The 25,623-nt window shown below is 66.0% G+C and carries 22 protein-coding genes; 7 read left to right on the forward strand and 15 right to left on the reverse strand.

From position 1 onward, the window contains the following. Nucleotides 1-2: 2 nt before the first annotated feature. The 9 genes from ACVINW_RS37155 to ACVINW_RS37195 all read right to left on the reverse strand — a co-directional run bounded on the left by ACVINW_RS37155 (nt 3) and on the right by ACVINW_RS37195 (nt 12,391). Nucleotides 3-3,263: a transglutaminase family protein gene (locus ACVINW_RS37155; protein WP_456755881.1), complete on the reverse strand. Its 3,261-nt coding sequence runs from the start codon at nt 3,261-3,263 to the stop codon at nt 3-5. A 142-nt stretch (nt 3,264-3,405) separates the two neighbouring features. Continuing rightward, on the reverse strand, nt 3,406-3,909 hold the full coding sequence (locus tag ACVINW_RS37160) for a GDSL-type esterase/lipase family protein (protein ID WP_456755882.1): 504 nt from the start codon (nt 3,907-3,909) through the stop codon (nt 3,406-3,408). A gap of 206 nt (nt 3,910-4,115) precedes the next feature. Continuing rightward, entirely contained in the window at nt 4,116-5,639 is a 1,524-nt protein-coding gene (locus ACVINW_RS37165) for a UxaA family hydrolase (protein ID WP_456755883.1), read from the reverse strand. Between the two features lie 103 nt (nt 5,640-5,742). After that, the gene (locus tag ACVINW_RS37170; protein ID WP_456755884.1) at nt 5,743-6,519 is read right to left on the reverse strand and encodes an HpcH/HpaI aldolase family protein; all 777 of its coding nucleotides are present in this window, start codon (nt 6,517-6,519) and stop codon (nt 5,743-5,745) included. A gap of 59 nt (nt 6,520-6,578) precedes the next feature. Beyond that, nucleotides 6,579-7,664: a malate/lactate/ureidoglycolate dehydrogenase gene (locus ACVINW_RS37175; protein ID WP_456755885.1), complete on the reverse strand. Its 1,086-nt coding sequence runs from the start codon at nt 7,662-7,664 to the stop codon at nt 6,579-6,581. Nucleotides 7,665-7,713: 49 nt separating this feature from the next. After that, on the reverse strand, nt 7,714-8,442 hold the full coding sequence (locus tag ACVINW_RS37180; protein ID WP_021079917.1) for an ABC transporter ATP-binding protein: 729 nt from the start codon (nt 8,440-8,442) through the stop codon (nt 7,714-7,716). Continuing rightward, nucleotides 8,442-10,214: a branched-chain amino acid ABC transporter ATP-binding protein/permease gene (locus tag ACVINW_RS37185; protein ID WP_456755886.1), complete on the reverse strand. Its 1,773-nt coding sequence runs from the start codon at nt 10,212-10,214 to the stop codon at nt 8,442-8,444. Before ACVINW_RS37185 ends, ACVINW_RS37180 begins: the two co-directional genes overlap by 1 nt. Then, the gene (locus tag ACVINW_RS37190) at nt 10,211-11,083 is read right to left on the reverse strand and encodes a branched-chain amino acid ABC transporter permease (RefSeq protein WP_050420108.1); all 873 of its coding nucleotides are present in this window, start codon (nt 11,081-11,083) and stop codon (nt 10,211-10,213) included. The genes ACVINW_RS37185 and ACVINW_RS37190 overlap by 4 nt, the downstream gene beginning before the upstream one ends. A 162-nt stretch (nt 11,084-11,245) precedes the next feature. Beyond that, on the reverse strand, nt 11,246-12,391 hold the full coding sequence (locus tag ACVINW_RS37195) for an ABC transporter substrate-binding protein (RefSeq protein ID WP_456755887.1): 1,146 nt from the start codon (nt 12,389-12,391) through the stop codon (nt 11,246-11,248). Nucleotides 12,392-12,662: 271 nt separating this feature from the next. Between ACVINW_RS37195 and ACVINW_RS37200 the strand changes: the two genes are divergently transcribed. Beyond that, the gene (locus ACVINW_RS37200; protein ID WP_456755888.1) at nt 12,663-13,658 is read left to right on the forward strand and encodes a GntR family transcriptional regulator; all 996 of its coding nucleotides are present in this window, start codon (nt 12,663-12,665) and stop codon (nt 13,656-13,658) included. A gap of 7 nt (nt 13,659-13,665) precedes the next feature. On the opposite strand, the gene hpaR is transcribed toward ACVINW_RS37200, so the two are convergent. After that, nucleotides 13,666-14,193: a homoprotocatechuate degradation operon regulator HpaR gene (gene hpaR, locus ACVINW_RS37205; protein ID WP_456755889.1), complete on the reverse strand. Its 528-nt coding sequence runs from the start codon at nt 14,191-14,193 to the stop codon at nt 13,666-13,668. A 110-nt stretch (nt 14,194-14,303) separates the two neighbouring features. On the opposite strand from hpaR, the gene hpaH reads away from it, so the two are divergent. The 6 genes from hpaH (at nt 14,304) to ACVINW_RS37235 (ending at nt 20,684) form a co-directional block, all read left to right on the forward strand. After that, nucleotides 14,304-15,110, forward strand: coding sequence for a 2-oxo-hept-4-ene-1,7-dioate hydratase (gene hpaH / locus ACVINW_RS37210; RefSeq protein WP_456755890.1), 807 nt, complete (start codon nt 14,304-14,306; stop codon nt 15,108-15,110). 18 nt (nt 15,111-15,128) lie between these two features. Next, nucleotides 15,129-15,527, forward strand: a complete 399-nt coding sequence (locus ACVINW_RS37215; protein WP_456755891.1) for a 5-carboxymethyl-2-hydroxymuconate isomerase — start codon at nt 15,129-15,131, stop codon at nt 15,525-15,527. Further along, nucleotides 15,520-17,064 (forward strand): 5-carboxymethyl-2-hydroxymuconate semialdehyde dehydrogenase, encoded by a 1,545-nt coding sequence (gene hpaE / locus ACVINW_RS37220; RefSeq protein ID WP_456755892.1) that lies wholly within the window; start codon nt 15,520-15,522, stop codon nt 17,062-17,064. Before ACVINW_RS37215 ends, hpaE begins: the two co-directional genes overlap by 8 nt. A gap of 100 nt (nt 17,065-17,164) precedes the next feature. After that, nucleotides 17,165-18,148, forward strand: a complete 984-nt coding sequence (gene hpaD / locus ACVINW_RS37225) for a 3,4-dihydroxyphenylacetate 2,3-dioxygenase (RefSeq protein ID WP_456755893.1) — start codon at nt 17,165-17,167, stop codon at nt 18,146-18,148. A 10-nt stretch (nt 18,149-18,158) separates the two neighbouring features. Then, nucleotides 18,159-19,031: a fumarylacetoacetate hydrolase family protein gene (locus tag ACVINW_RS37230; protein WP_456755894.1), complete on the forward strand. Its 873-nt coding sequence runs from the start codon at nt 18,159-18,161 to the stop codon at nt 19,029-19,031. A 24-nt stretch (nt 19,032-19,055) separates the two neighbouring features. Further along, entirely contained in the window at nt 19,056-20,684 is a 1,629-nt protein-coding gene (locus ACVINW_RS37235; RefSeq protein ID WP_456755895.1) for a thiamine pyrophosphate-dependent enzyme, read from the forward strand. Here the strand turns inward: ACVINW_RS37235 and ACVINW_RS37240 are convergent. The 5 genes from ACVINW_RS37240 to ACVINW_RS37260 all read right to left on the reverse strand — a co-directional run bounded on the left by ACVINW_RS37240 (nt 20,681) and on the right by ACVINW_RS37260 (nt 25,611). After that, nucleotides 20,681-21,895 carry an MFS transporter gene (locus tag ACVINW_RS37240; protein ID WP_456755896.1) on the reverse strand — a complete coding sequence of 405 codons (1,215 nt, stop codon included), beginning with the start codon at nt 21,893-21,895 and terminating at the stop codon, nt 20,681-20,683. The two genes, ACVINW_RS37235 and ACVINW_RS37240, sit on opposite strands and share 4 nt — an antisense overlap. 26 nt (nt 21,896-21,921) lie before the next feature. Beyond that, nucleotides 21,922-22,575 carry a DNA oxidative demethylase AlkB gene (gene alkB / locus ACVINW_RS37245; RefSeq protein ID WP_456755897.1) on the reverse strand — a complete coding sequence of 218 codons (654 nt, stop codon included), beginning with the start codon at nt 22,573-22,575 and terminating at the stop codon, nt 21,922-21,924. Between the two features lie 13 nt (nt 22,576-22,588). Next, entirely contained in the window at nt 22,589-23,332 is a 744-nt protein-coding gene (locus ACVINW_RS37250; protein ID WP_456755898.1) for a 2OG-Fe(II) oxygenase, read from the reverse strand. A 250-nt stretch (nt 23,333-23,582) separates the two neighbouring features. Next, on the reverse strand, nt 23,583-24,269 hold the full coding sequence (locus ACVINW_RS37255; protein ID WP_456755899.1) for a DUF2848 domain-containing protein: 687 nt from the start codon (nt 24,267-24,269) through the stop codon (nt 23,583-23,585). Then, the gene (locus ACVINW_RS37260) at nt 24,262-25,611 is read right to left on the reverse strand and encodes an amidase (RefSeq protein WP_456755900.1); all 1,350 of its coding nucleotides are present in this window, start codon (nt 25,609-25,611) and stop codon (nt 24,262-24,264) included. Before ACVINW_RS37260 ends, ACVINW_RS37255 begins: the two co-directional genes overlap by 8 nt. Nucleotides 25,612-25,623: the final 12 nt, after the last annotated feature.

The following is a 25,623-nucleotide window of genomic DNA, read 5'->3' on the forward strand; positions in this document are numbered from 1 at the left end:
AATTAGTGCAGGAGCGGCGTCCGCAAGTCGAGGGTCAAGGGAAACTCAGTTGTGCGTTCCTCCGGCGGCGTTTCGATCTTGCCGGGGGTATGGCCGTGCTCCTGGAAGCGCGCCAGCCGCCGCGCCTCGGCCTCGTAGGAATTGACCGGCTTGGTCTCGTAATTGCGGCCGCCGGGATGGGCGACGTGATAGACGCAGCCGCCGAGCGAGCGGCCGTTCCAGGTGTCGATCAGGTCGAACGTCAGCGGCGCGTGCACCGGAATGGTCGGATGCAGGCCGGAGGCCGGCTGCCAGGCCTTGAAGCGGACGCCCGCGACCGCCTCGCCGGAGCGGCCGGTCTCGGTCATCGGCATCCGCCGGCCGTTGCAGGTGATGACGTGGCGGCCCTCGACGAATCCGGTCGCCTTGACCTGGAGGCGCTCGACCGACGAATCGACATAGCGCACCGTGCCGCCCGAGGTGCCCTCCTCGCCCAGCACGTGCCAGGGCTCGAGCGCCTGCCGCAGCTCGAGGCCGACACCGCCGTGATGGACGCGGCCGAAGGCGGGGAAACGGAATTCGAGCTGGGCTTGATACCATTCCGGCTCGACGTCGTAGCCGGACTGCTTGAGCTCGGCGAGCACGCCCAGAAAATCCTCCCAGAGGACATGCGGCAGCATGAAGCGGTCGTGCAGCGCGGTGCCCCAGCGCACGAACTTGCCCTGCTGCGGCTCGCGCCACAGTTTTGCGATCAACGCGCGGATCAGAAGCTGCTGTGCCAATGACATCCTGGGATCGGGCGGCATTTCGAGCGCGCGGAATTCGACCAGGCCGAGCCGGCCGGTCGGGCCGTCGGGCGAATAGAGCTTGTCGATGCAGATCTCGGCGCGATGGGTGTTGCCGGTGATGTCGACCAGGATGTGCCGGAACAGCCGATCGACCAGCCACAGCGGCGCATCGATGCCCGGCGGCGGCACATGCGCCAGCGCGATCTCCAGTTCATAAAGTCCATCGTGCCGCGCCTCGTCGATGCGCGGCGCCTGGCTGGTCGGGCCGATGAACATACCGGAGAACAGATAGGACAGCGACGGATGCCGCTGCCAATACAGCACCAGGCTCTTGAGCAGATCAGGCCGGCGCAGGAACGGGGAATCCTCCGGCTTGCTGCCGCCGACCACGATGTGGTTGCCGCCACCGGTGCCGGTGTGGCGGCCGTCGATCAGGAACCGGTTGGCCCCAAGCCGTGTCTTCGCGGCGTCCTCATAGAGGCCGAGCGTGATATCGACGGCCTCGCGCCAGCTTTGCGCCGGCTGCACGTTGATCTCGATCACGCCGGGATCGGGCGTCACCTTGATCACCTCGACGCGCGGATCGTATGGCGGTGCATAGCCTTCGACATGGACCGCGAGCTGCGTTTCCTCGGCGGTCGCCTCGATTGCCGTGATCAGCTCGAGATAGTCATCGACCTTCTCGACCGGCGGCATGAAGACGCAGAGCACACCGTCGCGGACTTCGATCGCCATTGCGGTGCGCACCGGCAGCGGCTCGGGGATATCCTTGAGCGCCTGCTTCAGCTCCGCATCGGCAAGCGCCTCGCGCGGCGCCATCGGATCCTGCTCGATGATGTAAGGATAGTCCTCGGGCGGGACATGTTCGAGCGAGCCGATCGGCAGCCGCAGGCCGAGCGGGGAATCGCCGGGTGATGCGAACAGATGGCTGCGGCGGATCTTCCAGTGCTCGCTGCGCCAGCGCGCAGGGATCTTGTCGGCAAGCGGCGTCCAGCGCTGGATCGGCAGCACGAACCCCTTCGGCGTCGTCAGTCCCTCGTCGAACACCCGCGCCAGGCGCGCGCGCTCTTCGGCATCGGTCAGCTTGGAGTTATCGGGCGTGACGTTGGGCGGCAGGCCGGCTTCACGCTGCAGCCAGAACGCAGGGTCCTCATAAGCCGGCATGACATAGTCGGCGCCGAGCCCGAGCTTCCTCGCGGTGCCGACGGCAAAGCGCTCGGCATCGGCCACCTCGGCCTTGCGCGGATTCTCGATCGACGCGATCAGATCGGCGTTGTTCCAGATCGGCTTGCCGTCCTTGCGCCAATAGAGGCCGAACGCCCAGCGCGGCAGGCTTTCGCCGGGATACCATTTGCCCTGGCCGTAATGCAGCAGCCCGCCCGGCGCGAACCGCGTGCGCAGCTTGCGGATCAAATCGTCGGCGAGCGCCCGCTTGGTCGGACCGACCGCGGCAATATTCCACTCCGGCGATTCCGGATCGTCGACCGAGACGAAGGTCGGCTCGCCGCCCATCGTCAGCCGCACGTCGTGCTCCGTCAGGTCGGCATCGACCTGCTCGCCGACCCGGTCGAGCCGTGCCCAGGAATCATCCGAGAACGGCCGGGTGATCCGCGGCGCCTCGCGGATCCGCTTGACGCTCATGTCGAAGCCGAACTCGGTGTTGGCGATGCCCGCGGTGCCGGTCACCGGCGCGGCCGAGCGGTAATGCGGCGTGGCGCAGACCGGGATGTGGCCCTCGCCGGTCAGCATGCCGGAGGTGACGTCGAACCCGATCCAGCCCGCGCCGGGCAGATAGACCTCGGCCCAGGCGTGGAGATCGGTGAAATCGCTCTCGACCTCGCGCGGCCCTTCGAGCGGATCGATGTCGGGCCGGAGTTGAATGAGATAGCCGGAGACGAAACGCGTCGCGAGCCCGAGATGGCGCAGCGCCTGGATCAGGAGCCACGCCGAATCGCGGCAGGAGCCGGAGCCCGCGGCCAGCGTCTCCTCCGGCGTCTGGATGCCGGCCTCCATGCGGATGACGTAGCTGATCTGTTTTTGCAGCTGCGCATTCAGCTCGACCAGGAAATTGACGGTCGAGTCGGCCTGGCGCGGGATTCCCTTCAGATACGCCGCGAGCAACGGCCCGGGCTCGTCGGTCTCGAGATAGGGCGCGAGCTCGGTCTTGAGGTCGGCGGGGTATTCGAACGGAAAGCTGTTGGCGTAAGGCTCGACGAAGAAGTCGAACGGATTGACCACCGTCATCTGCGCGGTGAAATCGACCTCGACCTTGAGCTCGGTCGCCTTCTCCGGAAAAACATAGCGCGCCAGCCAGTTGCCCTGCGGGTCCTGCTGCCAGTTCACGAAGTGATTCGATGGCGTGACCTTGAGCGAATAGCTCAGGATCGGCGTGCGGGTATGCGGCGCCGGCCGGAGCCGAATGGTCTGGGGCCCGAGATCGATCGGCCGGTCGTATTTGTAGTGCGTGACGTGATGCAGTGCGACGAAGATCGACACGGACCGAGGACTCCAGCAGCTTTTTTGAGCAGAACACTGGTTCCGGTATGGATCAAGCACTAACAACGGGCAGCGATTGCCCAGGAATTATCCGCGCGGCGTGCCGAGGTCAGCAATGGCCGCGGGCAATCGCCCTCACCGACTAACGGCCGATCGCGCCGGACACCTGCGAAGCAAGCTGCTCGGCGAGCATGTGATAGCCTTCGGGGGTCAGGTGCACGCCGTCGGGCTGATGCGGAAGTCCGCCCAGCATGCCGTTGGGGAGCATGATCACCGTGATGCCGCGGGCGCTGAGCCGGCTTTGGATGTCCGCGGTCCGGTCCGGGCTGCCCTTGCGCCGGTCGTTGCCGCCGGGCTGCAGGATCACCGCACGGGTGCCGTTCGGGACCGCCCGGTCGAGGCGTTGCAGCATCCCTTCGGTGGTGTCGCCATTGATGCCGGCGTTGACGACGCGGACGTTCAGTCCCTTCGCGCGCAAGATCGCTTCGAGCTGCGCGGGATAGGCCTGGTTGCGTGCCACGCCCTTGCCGTAGGTGTTGCTCGCGCCGAGCGCAACGACGGTTGCGGCATCAGCCGATGCGGTGCCAAGGCTCAAAGCGGCGAGAAATGCGATGCATCCGAAGCAACCCAACCGACGTGCGCGCATGTTTCCTCCGTTCGGTCCGTAGCCCGAATGGAGCGCAGCGTAATCCGGGAAGCTTCATTCGCCAACGTACTTCCTTGTCGTCCCTGCGAAAGCAGAGACCCATAGCCACCGGCCGTGGTAATGTGGAAGGTGTCTGCCACCGCCTTTATCGATAAATCACGCGGTATGGGTCCCTGCTTTCGCAGGGACGACAGCGGAGTGTGAGACTACATCGTCGCGCCGAGCACCCACGGCGCGAACTCGGCGCCGCCGAAGTCGAAGCTCTCGCTCTTGGTCGGCTGGCCGGAGGCGGTCTTGAGGATGAGGTCGAAGATGCGCTGGCCGCATTGCTGCACGCTCTCCTCGCCGTCGAGGATGGTGCCGCAATTGACGTCCATGTCGTCTTCCATCCGCTTGTACATCGGCGTGTTGGTGGCGAGCTTGATCGACGGCGCGGGCTTGCAGCCGAACACGCTGCCGCGGCCGGTGGTGAAGCAGACGAGATTGGCGCCGCCGGCGACCTGCCCGGTGGCGGCGACCGGGTCGTAACCGGGCGTGTCCATGAACACAAAGCCCTTTTTTGTCACCGGCTCGGCGTAGTGCAGGACGTCGACGAGGTTGGTGCTGCCGGCCTTGGCCATCGCGCCGAGCGACTTCTCGAGAATGGTGGTGAGGCCGCCGGCCTTGTTGCCGGGGCTCGGATTGGCGTTCATCTCGGCGCCTTCGCGGCTCGTGTATTCCTCCCACCAGCGCATCAGGCCGACCAGCTTCTCGCCGACCTCGCGGCTGACGGCGCGGCGGGTCAGCAGATGCTCGGCGCCGTAGGTCTCGGGTGTCTCCGAGAGAATGACCGTGCCGCCGTGCCGGACCAGCAGGTCGCTCGCCGCGCCGAGCGCCGGATTGGCCGACACGCCGGAATATCCATCCGAGCCGCCGCATTGCAGCGCCACGGTGAGTTCGCTCGCCGGCACCGCCTCGCGCTTGACCTTGTTGGCATCAGTGAGCGCTTCCTTGACGAAGGCGACGCCGGCTTCGACCGTCTTGCGCGTGCCGCCGACCTCCTGGATGTCCATCGCGCGCAGCCGGCCGGCCAGCTTCTGCTCGGCCATCAGGCCGCCGATCTGGTTCACCTCGCAGCCGAGGCCGAGCACGATGACGTTGGAGAAATTGACGTGCCGCGCATAGCCGCCGAGCGTGCGGCGGAGCAGCGCCAGCGGCTCGTCCTGGGTCATGCCGCAGCCGGTCTTGTGGGTCAGCGCGACGACGCCGTCGACATTGGGGAAATCGGCCAGCGGATTGTCGCCGGTGAACGGGTTCTTCTTGAACATGTCGGCGACGATGCCGGCGACATGGGCGCTGCAATTCACCGAGGTGAGGATGCCGATATAGTTGCGCGTCGCGACGCGGCCATCGGCGCGGCGGATGCCCTCGAACGTCGCCGGCAGATCGAAATTCGGCACCGGCTTGACGTCGACGCCATAGGCGTAGTCCTTGGCGAAATCGCCCATGCCGCAATTCTGCGTGTGCACATGCTGGCCGGGCGCGATCGGCTGCGTCGCAAAGCCGATGATCTGGCCGTAGCGGCGGATCGGCTCGCCCTGCGCGATCGGCTTGATCGCGACCTTGTGGCCGGCCGGAATGCGGTCGACCGTGGTGACGCCTTCGGCCACCTCCAACCCTGGCGGCAGGCTCGCGCGCGCGATCAGGACGCTATCGTCGGCGTGCAGGCGGATCGTTTGTGCGGTGGCCATGGAAGTTCTCCTTTTGAGGGGCGAATAGCGAATGGCGAGGAGCGAATAGTGCTACTCCAATCATCGTCCCCTATTCGCCATTCGCTACTCGCTATTCGCGTTCTCAGGCCTTGCCGCCGGACTTCTCGCGGGTCGCATTGACCTGCATCTTGGCGTAGACCTGCATCAGGCCGACTTCGTTCGACAGCGTCACGAGCTTGAAGCCCATGTTGATCGCGCGCACCGCGCCTTCGGCGCCGGAGCAGTGGATGCCCGGGTTGAGGCCGCGCTTGCCGCATTCCTTGATGATCTTCTCGTAGATCTTGAGGATCTCCGGCTCGTCGCGATCGAGCTTCGGCACCAGGCCGTAGGAGAAGCCGAGATCGGACGGGCCGATATAGACGCCGTCGATGCCTTCGACGTCGAGGATGGCTTCCATGTTCTCGACCGCGGTCTTGGTCTCCATCATCGGCAGCAGCGCGATCTCGTCGTTGGCGGTCTGCTGATAGGTGCCGGCCGAGCCATACATGCCGGCGCGGATCGGACCGTTGGAGCGCACGCCCTTCGGCGGATATTTTGCGTAGGAAACGAGGTTCTTGGCTTCCTGCGGCGTGTTGACCATCGGGCAGATCACGCCATAGGCGCCGCCGTCCAGCACCTTGCCGATGATGCCGGGCTCATTCCAGGGCACGCGGACCATCGGCGTGACCGGATGGGCATGCATCGCCTGGAAGCATTGCACCATCGACTGATAATCCTGCACGCCATGCTGCATGTCGACGGTGACGCTGTCGAAGCCGCATTGCGCGATCACTTCGGCCGAAAACCCGGAGGGGATCGCGAGCCACGCGTTGACCACCGCCTTGCCCGATGCCCAGACCTGCTTGACCTTGTTTGCCATTGTCCACGTTTCCTTTTGTGTTTCTTGAAGGGCAGCTGCGTTTCCTGGAGGAGCGGAGCTCAGCTGGTCGCCCGCTGGATCGAGACTTCGCTGACGCCGACGTCGCGCGCGGTATTCACTATCGCCGCCCAGGTGTCGTCAGGCAAGGGGATGCCGTTCCTGGTGCGATCGGCGCGGGTCTTGCGCTCGGGATCGCCCGGAACCAGCACCGACTCCGTGCCCGCGATCGGCTTGGTGGCGCGGATGAAATCGGTGTAGCGGGTGATTTCGCCGTCGAAGAAGTTGCTGGTGTCGATCACCTTGGGATCGATGTAGAACGCCATCATGCCGTTGGCGAAGCGGCGGTCCGACGATGTCGCACCGGTGCCGGTCAGCGCGCCGCCAAGCAGCTCACAGATGAAGGCGAGGCCCGAGCCCTTGTGATCGCCGAAGGCGCGGATCGCGCCGGTTCCCTTGGTGTGGTCGCGCGGCCCATCCGGCGTGTACGGGCCATACAGCACATGCGGGTCTTCGCTCAGCGTACCGTCGGCATCGACCAGCGCGCCGATCGGCAGCTTCTTGCCGCCGCGGCTCGCCACCAGGCACTTTCCCTCTGCGACAACGGATGTCGCGAAATCGAGCACGATCGGATCCTGGCCCTGGCGCGGAATGCCGACGCAATAGGGTGCGGTCGACAGCCGCTTCTCGACGCCGCCGTACGGCGCGACCAGGAGCGAGCCCGCCGCGGTCACGAAATGAATTGAGACGAGGCCTTCGGCGGCGGCCATTTCGGCCCAGTCGCCGACGCGGCCGAGATGGCCGGAGTTGCGCAGCGCGACGGCGGCAAGCCCCGCCTTCTTGCACTTCTCGATCCCGAGCTTGACCGCAACCGGGGTGACGGTCTGGCCATAGCCGAACTTGCCGTCGACCACCGCGAGCGACGGCGTGTCGACCACGACCTCGGGGGTCTGGTTCGGCACGATCGAGCCCATCTTCTTCCACCTGACATAGACGGGCACGCGGATCACGCCGTGGCTGTCATGCCCGGTGAGGTTCGCGGTCGTCAGATAGGTCGCGATGCGCTTCGCCTCTTCCGCAGACGACTCCGAATGCGAAAACACCTCGGACACGAAGTTGATGAGATTATCGACCTTGATGGTGACCATGAAAAACTAGCTCGCTCGATAAGGCACAGTGTGTTCTTAGGTGTGGGTCTTAAGCGTGGGTCTTGGCGTGGCCGCCGAGATAGGCCGCGGCGATGGCTTCATTGCCCCACAATTCGTCGGGCTTGCCACCCAGCACGATCCGTCCGGTTTCGAGGACAAAACCGTGATCGGCGACCGACAGTCCCATGCGCGCATTTTGCTCGACGAGCAAGACCGTGGTGTCCTTCCTGATCTGCGAAATAATGCGGAACACCGCCTGCACGATCACAGGTGCGAGACCGAGCGACGGCTCGTCGAGCAGCAGCAGCCGCGGCTTCGCCATCAGCCCGCGCGCCACCGCGACCATCTGCAACTGACCGCCGGACAGCGTCCAGCCGAGCGCATTGGAGAAGGCGCGAATATCGGGAAACAAATCGAACATCGCGTCGGCCTCGCGCGAGATCTGCGACGCCGAAACCTTCCGGTTCGACGCGCCGAGCATGATGTTCTCTTTCACCGTGAGGCCCGGAAACACGCGGCGGCCTTCCGGCACATGCGAGATGCCGAGCCGCACGATCGCTTCCGGCCCGAGGCCTGCGATCGAGTGACCGTCGAATAGGATGTCGCCGGAGGCGGGCTTGGCGAGGCCACTGATCGCGCGCAGCGTGGTCGACTTGCCGGCGCCATTGGCGCCGAGCAGCGTGACCACCTGGCCCTGCTCGACGGCGATGGTGACGCCGCGCAGCGCCTCGATCTCGCCGTAGCGGACCACGAGATTGCGGATTTCGAGCAGCGGCATCATTCGCTCCCGAGATAGGCGGAGACGACGTCGGGATGGCGCAGCACCGCCATCGACTCGCCGTCCGCGATGCGGCGTCCGAAGTTCAGCACGGTGATGTGCTGGGCGGCTTCCGAGACCAGCGTCATGTCGTGATCGATGATCAGGATGGTGAGGCCCTGCGCTGCGATGCGCTTGAGCAGTTCGTGCAGCTCGAGCTTCTCGGTCGAGTTGAGGCCGGCGGCCGGCTCGTCGAGCAGCAGCAAGGTCGGATTCGAGGCCAGCGCCCGCGCGATCTCGATCAGGCGCTGGTGGCCGTAGGAGAAGCTCGAGATCAGCTCGTTGGCGCGGCTGCCGAGGCCGACGAAGGTCAGCGCCTCCATCGCGCGCTCGGTCAGCGCGTCGTCGCCCTTCCCGATCATGGTGTTGCCGGGCCGCTCGGCGCCGATCTCGACATTCTCCAGCGCCGTCATCGAGCGGAACAGGCGGATGTTCTGGAACGTGCGTCCGAGACCCGCGGCGGTGCGCTGATGCGGCGCCATGGCGGTGATGTCGGTGCCGTCGAGCACGATCTTGCCTGATGTCGCCTTGTAGAGACCGGACAGCACGTTCAGCGTCGTGGTCTTGCCGGAGCCGTTGGGTCCGATCAGCGCGTGCACGCTGCCGCGCTTCACCGCGATGTCGACGCCGTCGACCGCCTTGAGGCCGCCGAAATGCTTCGAGAGCCCGGTGACTTCGAGCACGATGTCGCCGCCGGTCGTCGCTGGCTTGAGCTGGAGCGCTCCGGCCACAGGCGGCGCCCTGGTGTGGGCACGCCAGCGCGTGAAGGCGTCGGACACGAAGCCCCAGATGCCGTCGGGCATGAAGCGGATGATCAGGATCACCGACAGGCCGTAGATCGCGAGGTAGAGACCCGGTACGCTCTTGAGGAAGCGCAGCCATTCCGGGATCAGGATCAGCAGCCCGGTGCCGATCGCCGAGCCGATCGGCGAAGCGACGCCGCCGAGCAGCGACATGGTCAGAAACTGGATCGATTCCGCGAACGAGAACTGGTCCGGACTGACATAGGCGAAGCCGCCGGCGAACAGGCCGCCCGCCAGGCCGCCGAGCACCGCGCACACGGCAAAGGCGGAGACCTTGGTGCGGAACACGTCGATGCCGTTGACGCCGGCCGCGAGCTCGTTGTCGCGCACCGCGCGCATGGCGCGGCCGAGCTTGGTGTCGGGCAGATGCCAGACCAGATAGCCGACGATGGCGAGCATCGCGACGCAGAACGCCAGATAGCTTTGCGAGGACTGGAACAGCTCGGGGCGGCGAATGTTGGCGACGCCGTCGGGCCCATGGGTCACGCCGATCGCGTTGATCATCACCAGCGTCACGATCTGCTGGAACGAGATCGTCACCATGGCCAGGTAATGCCCGCCGAGCCGCAGCGTCGACATGCCGAGGAACGCGCCGGCGATCAACGTGATCACGCAGCCGCCGACCAGGCAGAGCCAGAAGTTCAGATGCAGGTCGGCGGTCCCGAGGCCGACGGCATAGGCGCCGAAGCCGAAGAACGCGGCCTGCGCCAGGTTGATCTGGCCGCACAGGCCGAGCACGACCGACAGCCCGAACACCGCGATCGAGAAGGTCGTGGCCTGCAGCAGGATGTTGAGCACGTAACCGTCGAACTGCATGCTGGCGGCGAGCGCCACCAGCACCGCGGCGCCGAGGAAATACGGCAGATGCCGGATGATCAGCGGTTTCGAGCGCACGGCCGGCGCCGGAATCATGTTGTCGCTGGCGCTCATGCTTTCTCCGCGACACGTTCGCCGAAGATGCCCTGCGGCCGGAACACCAGGAAGGCGATCAGCACCAGGAAGGCAAAGCCGTCCTTGTACGGCACCGAGATGTAGGCGGCGCCGAACGTCTCGATGACGCCGAGCGCGAGGCCGCCGACGATCGCGCCCGCAACGTCGCCGAAGCCGCCGATGATGGTCGCGGCGAACGCCTTCAGCGCGATGGTCGAGCCCATCTGGATCGAGACGAACAGCACCGGCGCCACCAGGATGCCGGCGAGACCGCCGAGCACGGCCGAATAGATGAAGGTGATCATGATCATGGTGGAGACGGAAATGCCGAGCAGCGAGGCCATCTCCTTGTCCTGCGAGGTCGCCTGCAGCTTCTTGCCGAGCAGCGTCTTCTCGAAGAACCAGAAATTGAACAGCACCAAGAGGATCGTGACGCCGATGATCAACAGATACTGGCTGTCGAGATAGACCGGGCCGAGCTGGATGCCGGGCGTATCGAACCAGCCCTGCAGCACCTGCGGCTGCGGACCGTAGATCGCGAGCACCGAGTTCGACAGCAGGATCGAGGCGCCGATGGTCGCGATGATGACGGGCAGATAGGTGCGGTGGCGCAGCGGATAATAGACGCCGAGATTGAAGATGACGCCGAGCAGCGCCATGCCGGCAAGCGCGATCACGAAGGACAGCCAGTATGGCAGGCCGAGCTCGACACAGACCACCATCAGATAGGCGGCAACCATCGAGAATTCACCTTGCGCGAAGTTCACCACGTTGGTGGCGCGGAAGATCAGCACGAAACCGAGCGCGACCAGCGCGTAGACCGCGCCGATGCCGATTCCGGTGAATAGCAGTTGGAGGATGAGATCCATGACGGCGCTCGATTGAAAGGCGAAACGAACATCCCGGGACCAGCCGGATCGGAGTGATTATCGTTCGGGAGGTGGTAGGGCTCTCTCCCCCAACGCAACCGGGGTAGACCCCGGTTGCGTGGGGGAGGGAACCATCCACTCGCGCCTCCCTGACCGGCCTAATCAATCGTTGAAGTCGATGTGCTTGTCGTAGACGATCTTGCCCTTGTCGTTCTTCACGACGTTGTAGCCGTGCAGACCGTCGCCGTTCTTGTCGAAATTATATTCGCCTTCGGCGCCGGCGAATTTCTGCGTCGCCAGGATCGCCTCGCGGATCTTGGTCGGATCGGTCGAGCCCGCCTTGTTGATCGCCGCCGACAGGATGGTGATCGCGTCATAGGGCCAGGCGCTCTGGTTGTCGGGCGCGGTCTTGTAGGCATCGCGATAGGCCTTGCCGAACGCCTTCGCGGCATCGCTGGAGTCTTCGGCGAAGTCGGCGACACCGTAGGTGCCGAACAGCGCGGGGCCGGCGAGCTTGGTCGAGGACACCGCCACCACCGAGGGCGAGCCGACCCAGGGAATGTTGACGCCGAGCTGGCGCAGCTGCCGGGCAAAGATGCCGAGATCGTTCTCGAAGGTGAAGTAGGTGCCGAGCACGTCGGCGCCGGACTGCTTCACGGCCAGCACGACCGGAGTGAAATCCTGGCTCTGGTTGGCATAGCCCTGGTCGAGCACCGGCGGCGCGCCAAGCTTGGTCAGCGCTTCGCTGAGCGCCTTGCCGCCCGCGGTGCCGAAGGCATCGGTGGAATGCACGATCGCCCATTTCTTCTTGCCGAGCGTGTTGACGCCGAAGTCGGCGATCACGCGGCCGGAATAATTGTCGTTCGGGCGGAAGCGGAACAGCCAGGGATTGCCGGAATGGGTGAGATCGGGATTGGTGCCGCCGATCATCACCGGCTTGCCGACCTTGATCACGTCGGGCGCCATCGCCTGCACCTGGGTCGAGCGGATCGAGCCGAGGAAGGCGACGATGTCGGATTGCGCGGCGAGCTTGGAGAACGCCAGCACGATGCCCGGATTGGTGGTCTGATCGTCCTCGATCACGAGCTCGACCTGCTTGCCGAGCACGCCACCGGCCTTGTTGACCGCGGCCAGCGCCAGCTTGGCGCCGTTCTGGGCCCACAGCCCCTGCTCCGCCGCCGGACCGGTCACCGGCACGCACATGCCGATCTTGATGGTCGCGCCCTGCGCCCACGCGCTGCGCATCAGCGCGGGCGCAGCGAGACCTGCCGCCAAGCCGGCGGAAAACTCACGCCTCGTCAGTTTCATTCAATCCTCCCTTGATGGCGCCGAACTTGGATGCCGGCTGCATTGAGACGAGCTGGACGCATAGACCCGTTGCCCCGATCCGCAGCCATCAAACAGCGCGACGAACAAACATCAGCGCCGCTGCAGCGCACAACACGTGCAACGGCGACAATCGATCCAAACGTACCGGCTCAGCTAAACATGATTGCACATTGCACGCAATAGCCAAAACTTCGCTGGCGGCGGTGCGTAAATGCCTGCTACCAGTAATGTGACCGACGGGCAGTCATCGATGTCGATTCCAAGAGCGAAATCGCAGACCAGACGGAAACAGCCGGCCTACGCGCTGATCAAGAGCGCGCTGGCAAAGCACATCCGGGCCGGCGATGTTCCGCCCGGCGCTGTCCTCTCCGAGTCGGCGATCGCAACCTTGTTCGGCTCCAGCCGCTCGCCGGTACGGCAGGCGTTCGAGCAGCTCGAGCATATCGGCCTGGTGCGCCGGTTCGATGGCCGCGGCGTCATTGCCGGCAAGCGCAAGGTCGAACCGCGGCGCGTGCCGATCACCCCTGAGATGTTCGGGCTGACCGACGGCCCGGTCGAGGCGGTGCGCAGCGACGCCTGGGACACCCTCTATTACAAGCTCGAACGCGAGATCATCTACCGCTCGCTGTTCGGACGCTTCCGGGTCAGCGAGCTGGCGCTGGCGCGGCATTTCCGGGTCGGGCGCACGGTCGCGCGCAATCTGTTGCTCCGTGCGCAGGCGATCGGAATCCTGGAGAAAGGCGCCAAGGCGCATTGGTACGTAGTGCCGCTGGACGAGGATCGCCTGCGCGACATCTTCGAGGTGCGCGCCACCCTCGAGCCGCTGCTCTTGAAATCCGCCGCGGCGAAGATTCCGGCCGCCCTGCTGGACCGGATGGCCGCGCGGCTGCGCGAGGGCATCCAATTCCGCAGCAACGTCGGCGTCGGCGAGCTCGACGAGATCGAGGGCGACCTGCATATCCGCTGCCTGGGTTACGGCGTCAATCGCGAGATGCTCGAAGCGCTCAAGCGCACCCACTGCGCGTTCGTAATCGGCAAGCACATTCAGGTGGCGCTGACCGCGCCGCAGATCGATTCCTTCATGGATGAGCATCTGGTGATCATCGAAGCCCTGCGCGCCCGCGACGGCGACGCGGCAGCGGCGATCCTGCGCCGCCATATCGAATGGTCGCACTCCAAGGTCGCCGGCTGGATCGCCGAATTCCGCGCCATCAACGTGATTTCGCGGGTGCCCTACATGGCCTGAGCGACGGCTATTCGTCGCTCTCGACGTCGGCGCCTTCGGCCGCGCCCATTCCGGCCAGGCTCGCCTCCAGCGCGCCCAGCATCTCCTGCAGCTCCGCAAGCTTGCGCGCGCCGTAGCGCCTGGTGATGGCGGCGTAGATCACCTCGGAGGTCGGCGCCACGGCCTCGATCAGTTTCAATCCCTTGGCGGAGATCGAGACCACCGCACGCCGCGCGTCGTTCTCCGCCGCCTTGCGCTCGATCAGCCCGCGCGCCTCGAGATCGCGCAGGATTCGCGACAGGCTCGGGCCGAGCAGAAACGCCATGCGGGCGAGCTCGGTAACCTCGATCTCGTCGACCGCGGTGAGTGCACGCAGAATCCGCCACTGCTGCTCTGTCAGCCCGTGATTGCGCAGCGACGGCCGGAATTGCCGCATCACCGCTTCGCGCGCGCGGAGCAGCGACATCGGCAGCGAGCGCGAGAACTCGCGCATCGGGGTCCGGCGCGCCGACGCCTCGTCCTCCGGCCGTATCTCATCCAATTTCTTGCGCGCCATCGCTCAATCCACCGCAACGAAATTTCGCATTGCAGCATGCCTCGATTCAGTTTGCGGGAATTCATTTAACATGTTAATCATCTCCCGACATCCACTTTTGTGTAGCACGCATGGCCCTCTCCAAGGACGATATCCGCGCTGCCGCCGAGCGGCTCGACACTGCGGAAAAGACCCGCAAGCAAATCCGCCAGCTCTCGCTGGAATACCCCCGCATCACCCTCGACGACGCCTACGCGATTCAGAAGGCCTGGGTCGAGATGAAGGTGGCGCAGGGCCGCATCGTCAAGGGCCACAAGATCGGCCTGACCTCGAAGGCGATGCAGAGCGCGCTTAATATCGACGAGCCGGATTCCGGCATCCTGCTCGACGACATGTTCTTTGCCGATGGCGGGCTGGTGCCGACCGACCGCTTCATCGCAACCCGCGTCGAGGCCGAGCTCGCCTTCGTGATGAAGCACCGCCTCGCGGGACCGAACTGCACGCTGTTCGATGTGCTGAACGCCACCGACTTCGTGGTCCCGGCGCTGGAGATCCTCGATACACGGGTCGAGCGCGTTGATCCCGAGACCAAGGCGACGCGCAAGATCTTCGACACCATCGCCGACAACGCCGCCAATGCCGGCATCGTGCTCGGCGGCCGGCCGATCCGCCCGCTGGAGGCCGACCTGCGCTGGATCGGCGCACTGTGCTTCCGCAACGGCCAGCTCGAGGAAACCGGTCTGGCCGCCGGCGTGTTGAATCATCCGGCGACCGCGGTGGCGTGGCTCGCCAACAAGATCGCGCCGAACGGTTTGGCGCTGGAAGCTGGACAAGTCGTGCTGGCGGGCTCCTTCATCCGTCCGATCGAAACCCGCAAGGGTGACACCATCCAGGCCGACTACGGACCGTACGGGTCCGTGAGCTGCTACTTCGCCTGATGCACTCAGGAGCGCTGCATGCCGCATTTCACGCTTGAATATTCCGCCAATCTCGACGGCCTCGTCGACATGGGCGCGACCGTCGAGGTGGTCCGCAAGGCCGCCGTCGAGACCGGCATCTTCCCGCTCGGCGGCATCCGGGTTCGCGCCGTCAGGTGCGAGCACTACGCGATCGCCGACGGCCGCAAGACCTACGGCTTTCTCGACATGGTGCTGCGGCTCGGCGAAGGCCGCGACCTCGCGGCCCGCAAGAAGGCCGGCGAGCACATCTTCAAGGCGCTGTCGGCCCATCTCGATCCGGTGTTCGCCAACAGCAAGTTCGCTTTGTCGTTCGACATGCAGATCAACGACAAGGAGACGAGCTGGAAACGCAACAACATCCACGACGCATTGAAGGTGGAGACGGTCAATGGATAAAGCGACAGCGAAACCGTCGACCGACGTGTTCCAGGCCAACCGCGATCGCGCCGGTCCCCTGCTGGCGAAATTGAAGGCCGACGGCATCGGCAATGTGATCGACGGCAAGGTCGTGCCGGCGGCCTCCGGCCAGACGTTTGAGACGAAATCCCCGATCGACGGCACGGTGCTGGCGAGCGTCGCGCGCGGCAATGCGGAGGATATCGACAACGCGGCAACCGCGGCGGCCAAGGCCTTCAAGGCCTGGCGCGACATGCCGGCGGCGCAGCGCCGCAAGCTGCTGCATCGCGTCGCCGATGCGATCGAGGCGCGCGCCGACGACATCGCCGTGCTCGAATGCATCGACACCGGCCAGGCGCACCGCTTCATGGCCAAGGCCGCGATCCGCGCCGCGGAGAATTTCCGCTTCTTCGCCGACAAATGCACTGAGGCCCGCGACGGCCTCAACACGCCCTCGGACGAGCATTGGAACATCTCGACCCGGGTGCCGATCGGCCCGGTCGGCGTGATCACGCCGTGGAATACGCCGTTCATGCTTTCGACCTGGAAGATCGCGCCGGCGCTCGCGGCCGGCTGCACGGTGGTGCATAAGCCGGCGGAATGGTCGCCGGTGACCGCCGACCTGTTGGTCAAACTGGCAAAACAGGCCGGCCTCCCCGACGGCGTGCTCAACACCGTGCATGGATTCGGCGAAGAGGCCGGCAAGGCGCTGACCGAACACCCCGCCATCAAGGCGATCGGGTTTGTCGGCGAGAGCGCGACGGGCTCCGCGATCATGGCGCAGGGCGCACCGACCTTGAAGCGGGTGCATTTCGAGCTCGGCGGCAAGAACCCGGTGATCGTGTTCGACGACGCCGATCTCGACCGCGCGCTCGATGCCGTCGTGTTCATGATCTACTCGCTCAACGGCGAGCGCTGCACCTCGTCGAGCCGGCTGCTGGTCCAGGAAAGCATCGCCGACAAGTTCATCGAGAAGCTGACCGCGCGCGTGAAGGCGTTGAAGGTCGGTCACCCGCTCGACCCCGCGACCGAGATCGGGCCGCTGATCCACGAGCGGCATCTCGCCAAGGTGTGCAGCTATTTCGACGTCGCCAAGAAGGATGGCGCGACCATCGCGGTCGGCGGCAAGCCGCATGACGGTCCCGGCGGCGGCCACTATGTGCAGCCGACGCTGGTCACCGGCGCCAACGCAAGCATGCGCGTCGCGCAGGAAGAGGTGTTCGGCCCGTTCCTGACCGTGATCCCGTTCAAGGACGAGCGAGAGGCGATCGAGATCGCCAATGGCGTGCAATACGGCCTGACCGGCTATGTCTGGACCGGCGAGATGGGCCGCGCGCTGCGCGTCGCCGATGCGCTGGAAGCCGGCATGATCTGGCTCAATTCGGAAAACGTCCGCCATCTGCCGACCCCGTTCGGCGGCATGAAGTCGTCGGGCATCGGCCGCGACGGCGGCGACTACTCGTTCGACTTCTACATGGAAACCAAGCACGTCTCGCTCGCGCGCGGGACGCACAAGATTCAGAAACTGGGAATTTGATTGCACGTCGTTCCGGGGCGCGAAGCGAACCCGGAATCTTGAGATTCCGGGTCTGGTCCTGCGGACCGTCCCGGAATGACGATCCAGAGGGGAAACACCAATGCCCGTTCCGACACACGTTTTCGATCCGCCGTTCAACATCATCCGCTGCAGCCATGCCGTGCTCGACGTCACCGATCTCGACAAGAGCGCCGCCTTCTACGAGAAGACGGTCGGCCTCCATATCGAGGACCGCGACGACAAATCGGTCTATCTGCGCGCCAGCGAGGAGCACCAGCACCACTCGGTGGTGCTGCGCAAGGCGGCGAAGGCGGCCTGCAACCGGCTCGGCTTCAAGGTTGGCAATGATGGCGACCTCGACAAGGCGGCCGCGTTCTGCTCAGAGAACGGCATCACCTACGCTTTCGTCGACCAGCCGTTCCAGGGCCGCACGCTGCAATTCACCGATCCGTTCGGCTTCCAGATCGAGCTCTACGCCACCATGGAGAAGCGCCCGCATCTGCTGCGGCGCTACGATCTCTACAAGGGCTGCCATCCGCAGCGGCTCGACCATTTCAACGTGTTCGCCGCCGAGGTGCAGGACACCATCGATTTCTACGCCCGGCTCGGCTTCCGCCTCACCGAATATGCCGAGGAGGACGGCGACCAGGGGCGCATCGCCGCCGCCTGGATGCACCGCAAGGGCAATGTCCACGACTTCGCCATCACCAACGGCCGTGGCCCGCGCCTGCACCACATCGCCTATTGGGTACCGACCGCGATGAACATCGTGCATCTCTGCGACGTGATGGCCTCGTCCGGCTTCCTCAAGAACATCGAGCGCGGCCCGGGCCGGCACGGCATCTCCAACGCCTTCTTCCTCTACATCCGCGATCCCGACGGCCACCGCATCGAGCTCTACACCAGCGACTATTTCACCGGGGATCACGACCACGAGCCGCTGCGCTGGTCGCTGCGCGATCCGCGCCGCCAGACGCTGTGGGGCGCGCCGGCGCCACGCTCCTGGTTCGAGGAGGGTTCGACCTTCGCAGGGCAGGCGGTGCGCGAGCCGCGCTTCGTCGCCGACGTCTTGGTTGCGGACTGAGGGATTTCCGATGTCAGCCCCTCGCCTCGCCACCTATTCCGTCAACGGCGCCACCCTCTATGGCGCCGTCACCGACACCGGCATCGTCGATCTCTCGTCGCGCTTCGCCAGGGACTATCCGACCTTGCGCGAGGCGATCGCCGCCGGCGCGCTGGGCAAGCTCGTGGAAGACGCGGCCAGGCGATCGCCCGACCACGCGCTCGACGCGGTCGCCTTTCAGCCGCCGATCCCGGCGCCGGACAAGATCATCTGCATCGGCGTCAACTATCCGGACCGCAATGCCGAATACAAGGACGGTTCGGACGCGCCGAAATACCCCAGCATGTTCCTGCGGGTGCCGCGCTCCTTCGTCGGCCACAACACGCCGGTGGTGCGGCCGCGGATCTCGCCGAAGCTCGACTATGAGGGCGAGCTGGTGCTGGTGATCGGCAAGGCCGGCCGCCACATTCCGGAAAGCAGCGCGCTCGATCACATCGCCGCGATCACGCTCTGCAACGAAGGCACCATCCGCGACTGGGTGCGCCATGCCAAGTTCAACGTCACCCAGGGCAAGAACTTCGATTCGACCGGCAGCCTCGGCCCGTGGATCGTGCCCTACAGCAGCGAAGCGCAGATCGCCGATGTCAGGCTGACCACGCGGGTCAACGGCGAACTCAGGCAGGACGACCGCACCTCGCGCTTGATCTTCGGCTTCCGCTACCTCATCAACTACATCTCGACCTTCACGACGCTGGTTCCCGGCGACGTCATCGTCACGGGGACGCCGACCGGCGCAGGTGCGCGGTTCGATCCGCCGCGTTATCTGAAGCCCGGCGATGTCGTCGAGGTCGAGGCCGAAGGCGTCGGCATCCTGCGCAACGGCGTTGTCGACGAGGCCATCTAACCCCCCAAGCAAGTGGACAGTGCCATGACCTCAACATCCGGCGGCGAAGCGATCGTCAACGGCCTCGTCGCCCACGGCGTCGACACCGTGTTCGGCCTGCCCGGCGCGCAGATCTATGGCCTGTTCGATGCCTTCCACCAGGCGCAGCTCAAGGTGATCGGCGCCCGGCATGAGCAGGCCTGCGGCTACATGGCGTTCGGCTATGCCCGCTCCTCCGGCAAAACAGGCGTGTTCAGCGTGGTGCCCGGCCCCGGCGTGCTCAACGCCTCGGCGGCGCTCTTGACCGCGTTCGGCTGCAACGAGCCGGTGCTGTGCCTGACCGGCCAGGTGCCGACGCAATTCCTCGGCAAGGGCCGCGGCCATCTGCACGAGATGCCGGACCAGCTCGCGACGCTGCGCAGCTTCGTGAAATGGGCGGAGCGGATCGAATACCCCGACAATGCGCCCGCAATGGTGTCGCGCGCCTTCCAGGAGATGCTGTCGGGCCGGCGCGGCCCCGCGTCGCTGGAGATGCCGTGGGACGTGTTCACCCAGCGCACCCAGGTCGCAGCCGTCAAGCCGTTCGATCCGTTGCCGGCGCCGCAGCCCGATCCGGACCGCATCAAGGCGGCCGCCGATCTGATTGCCGGCAGCAAGACGCCGATGATCTTCGTCGGCAGCGGCGCCATCGAGGCGCGCGAGGAGATCCTCGAGCTCGCCGAGATGATCGACGCGCCTGTCGTCGCCTTCCGCAGCGGCCGCGGCATCGTCTCCAATGCGCATGAGCTCGGGCTCACCATGGCCGCGGCCTACAAGCTCTGGCCGAAGACCGACCTGATGATCGGCATCGGCACGCGGCTCGAGCTGCCGACGATGTCGCGCTGGCCCTATCAGCCGGCCGGCCTGAAATGCGTACGCATCGACATCGATCCGGTCGAGCTGCGGCGCTGGCCGGCCGATGCCGGCGTGATCGCCGACGCCAAGGCTGCGACCTCCGACCTGGTCGCGGCCGTGCGCAAGGCCGGCTACAGCAAGACCTCCGGCCGCCGCGCCGCGATCCGCGAGGCGACCGCCGCGACCGAGCAGGAGATCCAGCGCATCCAGCCGCAGATGGCCTACCTGAAGATCCTGCGCGAGGTGCTGCCGGCGAACGCCATCGTCACCGACGAGCTGTCGCAGGTCGGCTTCGCCTCGTGGTACGGCTTTCCGATTTACGAGCCGCGCACCTTCGTCACCTCGGGCTATCAGGGCACGCTCGGCTCCGGCTTCCCGACCGCGCTCGGCGCCAAGGTCGCCAATCCGAACACGCCGGTGGTCGCCATCACCGGCGACGGCGGCTTCATGTTCGCCGTGCAGGAGCTCGCCACCGCGGTGCAGTTCAAGATCGGCGTGGTGACCTTAGTGTTCAACAACAACGCCTATGGCAATGTCCGCCGCGACCAGCGCGAGCGCTTCGACGGCCGCGTCGTCGCCTCCGACCTGGTCAATCCGGACTTTGTGAAGCTCGCGGAATCCTTCGGCGTCGGCGCGGCGCGCGTCACCTCGCCGGATCACTTCCGCCCGGTGCTGGAGAAGGCACTGGCCGACGGCGGGCCCTATGTGATCTCGATCGAAGTGCCGACCGATTCCGAAGTCTCGCCCTGGGCGTTCATCCATCCGGCAAGGAACGACTAGGCGCTCTTCACGCCGCGGTGCAGCCGCGACGCGGCGATCACGAGCAGGCCGGCGCCGGCGACCGACCAGCAGGCGACCGGCGCCCAATGCACCAGGGGCGCATAGTCCGGCATCTTCTGCAGGCCGCCCGCAACCGCCGCCATCCGCGCGAAGGTCGCAAGCGCCAGCGCCGAGAACACGAGGCCCGTGACCTTGCCCTCCGCGCCGGTCTCGCCGATCGCGAGCGCCGCGGACACCGCGCTCATCAGCATGCAGCCCCAAGCCGCGCCCGCCATGAACTGCGCTGCGATCAGCACGTTGAGGCTTCCGGCGATCTCCGCGGCAACGATGGCGAAGGCACCGAGCAGTCCCGCCGCGCCCATCACGATCAGGCCGCCGCGATGCTTGACGACGATGCTGGCCGGAAACATCGCGATATTGAAGCCGATCCAGAACACCGGCATCAACCATTGCAACTCGTTCGATTTGGCAAAGCGCAAATAGAACGGGGCGCTGTTGATGTTGAAGTGCAGCTGATAGCCAAGCGACAGCAGCACCATCGAGCCGATCAGGAACATCGGCACGGCGCCGAGCCGCTTTGCCGGTACAGCGAGCCGCACGGGCTCGGTCTCCGCCGCGATACGCCGCTCGATCCCCGAGAACGCGAGCGCGGTCAGCAGCAGCACCGCGCCCGACAGTGCGAACGGCAGCCGCGCATCATGATCGCGCAGCACAACGCCGAGATAGGGCGAGACCGCGCCCGCGATGCCGTAGCCCAGCATCGCCAGCGCGGCGAGGAACGGCACCGACGGCTGCGCGCGATACTTGCCGAGTAGCGTCAGCGGCGGCGCGCGCAACGCCGACGACGTCACGGCCCAGATCACGATCAGCCCGATCAGCCAGGCCTTTGCGCCCGGCCCGGTGCCGGCGACATAAGGCAGCGCGATGAAGGCGGCGCAGGAGATCGCGGCGAGGATGCCGACGAACAGGCCGAGCCGGCCGACCAGGACTGAGATCCTGTCGGCGGCCATGCCCATCGCGGTGTCGGTGATGGTGAAGATGGCCTGGTCCATCATCAGGATCAGGATCACGGTTGACGGCGCGATGCCGACTTCGGCGCACAGCTTCGGCAGATAGATCAGGTAGGTCGTCCACCCCAGCGTGAATACGAGCTGCAGCAGGGCGAGATAGACGCCGGTGCGATTGACCGCGCGGTCGGCCTTGGTGGTCATCCGCCAAGTCTAGACCAGCCGGCGCCTCAGCGCACCCTACGGAAGGTCAAATTGATGCGCTGGCGGCCGAGCACGCCGTGCTCGCCGTCTGCGAGCGGCGCCACGCCGTGATAAAACAGCCGTGACGGCCCGCCCCACACCGCGACATCGCCATGTTCGAGCCGGTAGCGTCGCGGCGTGTCGCTGCGCTTCAGCCCGCCGAACAGGAAGATCGCCGGCAGCCCGAGCGAGATCGAGACGATCGGCGCGCCGTAATCGAGCTCGTCCTTGTCCTGATGCAGCGACAGTTTTGCGCCGGGCACGTAGCGGTTGATCAGGCAGGCTTGCGGCGCGAAGCCGCTGAAGCCGGCCTCACCAGCAGCATCGGCGGCGAGCCTGCGCAGCACCTCCGGCATTTCAGGCCAGGGCTGTCCGCTCTCAGGATCGATCGGATCATAGCGATAGCCGCTCGCGTCGGAGACCCAGCCGACGCTGCCGCAATTGGTCATCGCAACCGACATGCGGTGACCGCCGGGCGTGATCAAATGCCGGAACGGCGCCTGCTTGACGATGACGCGCAAGGCCGGGATCAGCTCGGCCTCGAACGGCCGGACGAAGCCGCGCAGCAGCACGGCGCCGTCCGCGATCGTCTCGCGCGGCGGCCTTGCATCGCGAATGGTCTCGAACAGATCAGCGGCCACGCCTCACTCGCACTCACTTTGCGTCGTGGAAGATCACACCAACGGTGTGGCGATGGCCGGACCTGATCCGGCTGACGCCATGGCGGAGATTGACACGATATGCTCCGCGTGTCCCCTGCACCGGACGGTGATGCACTGCAAAAGCCACCGCATCGCCCTTGGTGAGCGGCACCACCTCCGGCCGCGACTGCATCCGCGGCCGCTGCTCGGTCAGCACGAACTCGCCGCCGGTGAAATCGCGCCCCGGCTCGGACAGCAGGATCGCGACCTGGATCGGGAACACGTGCTCGCCATAGAGATCCTGGTGCAGGCAGTTGTAGTCGCCCTCGCCATATTGCAGCAGCAACGGCGTCGGCCGCGTCTGCCCGGCATCGTGGCAGCGCTTCAGGAATGCCGCATGCGACGGCGGATAGCTGATCGCGATCCCCATCGTCTGGTTCCAGCGATTGGCGGTCGCGGTCAGCCGCGCATACAGCGCCGGCCGCAGCTCCGCGATCAGCTCCGGCAGTGGATAGGAGAAATACTTGTACTCGCCGCGGCCAAAACCGTGGCGGCCCATCACGACCTTGCTGCGGAACCGGCTGTCGTCGGGATACAGCGCGGCGATGGCGTCGCATTCCTCAGGCGTCAGCAGCCCGTTGAGGACGGCGCAGCCCTGCCCGTCGAGCTCGGTGGTGATCCGGTCCCAGTCGAGCGCGTCGACGCGGGCGAGGCTGTTGCTGGATGGGCGGGTGAGGGTTTGGGCTGTTGCTGTCATGGGATGGAATCTGGCGCATGATTGCGCCCCGCGCCACCCGATTTCCGATCCAGATCTGCCGAGAACGCTGCCATAATCACGGTATCGTCCCTGCGAAAGCAGGACCCATAACCACAGGTGCCGGTTGTTAGAAAGCCGTCCAGCCGCGTGCCCTTTGCGAAAGCCGCGGCGTATGGGTCCCTGCTTTCGCAGGGACGACGTGTGGAGAGAGTGTCGCTCGGCTGTCGAAGGAACGACGCGCGGAAAGAGCTCAGCCCCTGACCGGCAGCGTGATCACGTCATATCCGTGGCTGATCTTCCGCTTCTTGACCGGGTCTTCCAGCTCGAACTCGAAGCGGCTGGCGGGGCGGATGCCGCCTTTGGCGGCGAAGGTGCCGCCGAACATGGCGCAGCCGTCCGGCAGCGCGCCGTTGTCGAAGCCGCGCGCGATCAGGTCCTTGACCGGCAGCATGTGATCGAGCGTGCCTTCCTGGTAGAGCACGCGCTGGCCGCCGATCGTGGCCCAGGAGCGCAGGATGAGCTGGTCCCAATGGCCGATGACGTCCTCGAGCTCCCACAGTTCAGATGCCATCGGCTTGTCGCACATCTGCTTCGACACCGTGACGCTGTAGCTCTCGACCTTGCGGTCGGTATGATCGGAGCCGCAGCCGACGAAGATGCGGCCCTGCCAGCCGATCAGCACGAACTCGACCTCGCCGCTGGAGTCCTCGCCGCAGACCTCGATCGTGTCGGCGAAGGTCAGCCGGCGGGCCGAGCAGCGGTAGTAGATCGGCGTCGTCGCGGGGCGTGCGATGCCGAGCGCCTCGAGCTCGGCGATGTGCTTGTCGCGTGCCACCGGATCGCGGCCGGTCCAGCCGGCGATCACCGCTTGCTTGATTTCGAGCGTGAGCGGCGTCGCGACGCCCTTGTCATCGATAGTGAAGGTGAGATCAAACACGGATGACGGTCTCCATTCCGGCCGCGAGCTCGAAGATGCGGCGATCCGAACCGCCGGCGGCGGCGAGCATCAGGCCGACCGGCGCCTCGCCCTCACGATGCGCGGGCAGCGAGATGGCGCAGCCGTCGAGCGTGTTGATCAGCGAAGGATTGCGCAGCGCGCGCAGATTCTCCGTTGCGAACGCCCTGTCATCGGCAAGCGCGGCGATGCTCGGCGGCAGGTTCGCGGTGGTCGGCAGCACCAGCGCGTCGTAGGGCGCGATGCGCGCCTCGGTGCGGGCAATGAACGAGCGGCGCGCGTTGATGAGATCGATGTAGTCGGCCGCAAGGAAACCCTCGCCGCGCTGGATGCGTACTGCAACGCGGGGATCGTAGATGTCGCCCTTGCTGGCCAGCAGGAAGCGGTGCCAGGCATAGCTCTCGGCCGCCGAAAACCCGCCCTTGGCGTTCATCACGCCGACGTCGTGGAATTCAGGAACTTCGATGCGCTCGATCAAGGCGCCGGCGCGCGACAGCGACGCCAGCGCGCGCTCGAAGGTTCTTGCGACGGCATCGTCGAGGTCATCGAGCGCGATCGTGGTCGGCACCGCGAGCCGCATGCCCTTGACCGGGCGCGGGGTCAGCGACGTCACCGGGTCGTCGGCCAGCACGGCATCGAGCGCGGCGCAGCAGGCCACCGAATTCGCCAGCGGGCCGTAGCTGTCCAGCGTAAACGACAGCGGCACGCCGCCATCGAGCGGAATCCGGCGCTGCGTCGGCTTGTAGCCGACGATGCCGTTGAAGGCGGCCGGAATCCGGCAGGAGCCGCCGGTGTCGGTGCCGAGCGCGCCGAACGCCATGCCGTCGGCGATCGAGACCGCCGCGCCGGAGGACGAGCCGCCCGGCACATGGCCGACGCTCCGGTTCCAGGCGCTCTTCGGCGTGCCGTAATGCGGATTGATGCCGATGCCGGAATAGGCGAACTCGGTCATGTTGGTGCGGCCGATCACGATGAAGCCGGCGCGCTTGAGCCGCGCCACCACAGGCGCATCGGCATCCGCCGGTGCGGAATCCTCCAGCGCCCGCGAGCCCGCGCGCGTCACCTGGCCCTTGATGTCGAACAGGTCCTTGATCGAGACCGGAATGCCGGCGAAGGGCGACGGTGCCGCGTTGGCCTTGCGTAGCCGGTCCATGGCGTCGGCGGCGTCCAGCGCGGCGTCGCGGTCGACATGGATGAAGGTGCGCTGGCCCTCGCCCGCCGGGTCGGCAATCCTGGCGATGCATTGCTCGACGAGCTTGCGGGCGGAGGTCGCGCCGCTGGCGAGATCGGCGGCAAGGGAGGCGAGTGTCGGATTGTTCGGCATGGTTTTCACTTC

The organism is Bradyrhizobium sp. USDA 4461 (genome assembly GCF_054055655.1).

What these genes read in the sequence shown, in the direction of transcription:
- ACVINW_RS37160 (WP_456755882.1), bottom strand. Translation starts at nt 3,909, where the DNA reads ATGCGCGCACGTCGGTTGGGTTGCTTCGGATGCATCGCATTTCTCGCC.
- ACVINW_RS37165 (WP_456755883.1), bottom strand. Translation starts at nt 5,639, where the DNA reads ATGGCCACCGCACAAACGATCCGCCTGCACGCCGACGATAGCGTCCTG.
- ACVINW_RS37170 (WP_456755884.1), bottom strand. Translation starts at nt 6,519, where the DNA reads ATGGCAAACAAGGTCAAGCAGGTCTGGGCATCGGGCAAGGCGGTGGTC.
- ACVINW_RS37175 (WP_456755885.1), bottom strand. Translation starts at nt 7,664, where the DNA reads ATGGTCACCATCAAGGTCGATAATCTCATCAACTTCGTGTCCGAGGTG.
- ACVINW_RS37180 (WP_021079917.1), bottom strand. Translation starts at nt 8,442, where the DNA reads ATGCCGCTGCTCGAAATCCGCAATCTCGTGGTCCGCTACGGCGAGATC.
- ACVINW_RS37185 (WP_456755886.1), bottom strand. Translation starts at nt 10,214, where the DNA reads ATGAGCGCCAGCGACAACATGATTCCGGCGCCGGCCGTGCGCTCGAAA.
- ACVINW_RS37190 (WP_050420108.1), bottom strand. Translation starts at nt 11,083, where the DNA reads ATGGATCTCATCCTCCAACTGCTATTCACCGGAATCGGCATCGGCGCG.
- ACVINW_RS37195 (WP_456755887.1), bottom strand. Translation starts at nt 12,391, where the DNA reads ATGAAACTGACGAGGCGTGAGTTTTCCGCCGGCTTGGCGGCAGGTCTC.
- ACVINW_RS37200 (WP_456755888.1), top strand. Translation starts at nt 12,663, where the DNA reads ATGTCGATTCCAAGAGCGAAATCGCAGACCAGACGGAAACAGCCGGCC.
- hpaR (WP_456755889.1), bottom strand. Translation starts at nt 14,193, where the DNA reads ATGGCGCGCAAGAAATTGGATGAGATACGGCCGGAGGACGAGGCGTCG.
- hpaH (WP_456755890.1), top strand. Translation starts at nt 14,304, where the DNA reads ATGGCCCTCTCCAAGGACGATATCCGCGCTGCCGCCGAGCGGCTCGAC.
- ACVINW_RS37215 (WP_456755891.1), top strand. Translation starts at nt 15,129, where the DNA reads ATGCCGCATTTCACGCTTGAATATTCCGCCAATCTCGACGGCCTCGTC.
- hpaE (WP_456755892.1), top strand. Translation starts at nt 15,520, where the DNA reads ATGGATAAAGCGACAGCGAAACCGTCGACCGACGTGTTCCAGGCCAAC.
- hpaD (WP_456755893.1), top strand. Translation starts at nt 17,165, where the DNA reads ATGCCCGTTCCGACACACGTTTTCGATCCGCCGTTCAACATCATCCGC.
- ACVINW_RS37230 (WP_456755894.1), top strand. Translation starts at nt 18,159, where the DNA reads ATGTCAGCCCCTCGCCTCGCCACCTATTCCGTCAACGGCGCCACCCTC.
- ACVINW_RS37235 (WP_456755895.1), top strand. Translation starts at nt 19,056, where the DNA reads ATGACCTCAACATCCGGCGGCGAAGCGATCGTCAACGGCCTCGTCGCC.
- ACVINW_RS37240 (WP_456755896.1), bottom strand. Translation starts at nt 21,895, where the DNA reads ATGACCACCAAGGCCGACCGCGCGGTCAATCGCACCGGCGTCTATCTC.
- ACVINW_RS37250 (WP_456755898.1), bottom strand. Translation starts at nt 23,332, where the DNA reads ATGACAGCAACAGCCCAAACCCTCACCCGCCCATCCAGCAACAGCCTC.
- ACVINW_RS37260 (WP_456755900.1), bottom strand. Translation starts at nt 25,611, where the DNA reads ATGCCGAACAATCCGACACTCGCCTCCCTTGCCGCCGATCTCGCCAGC.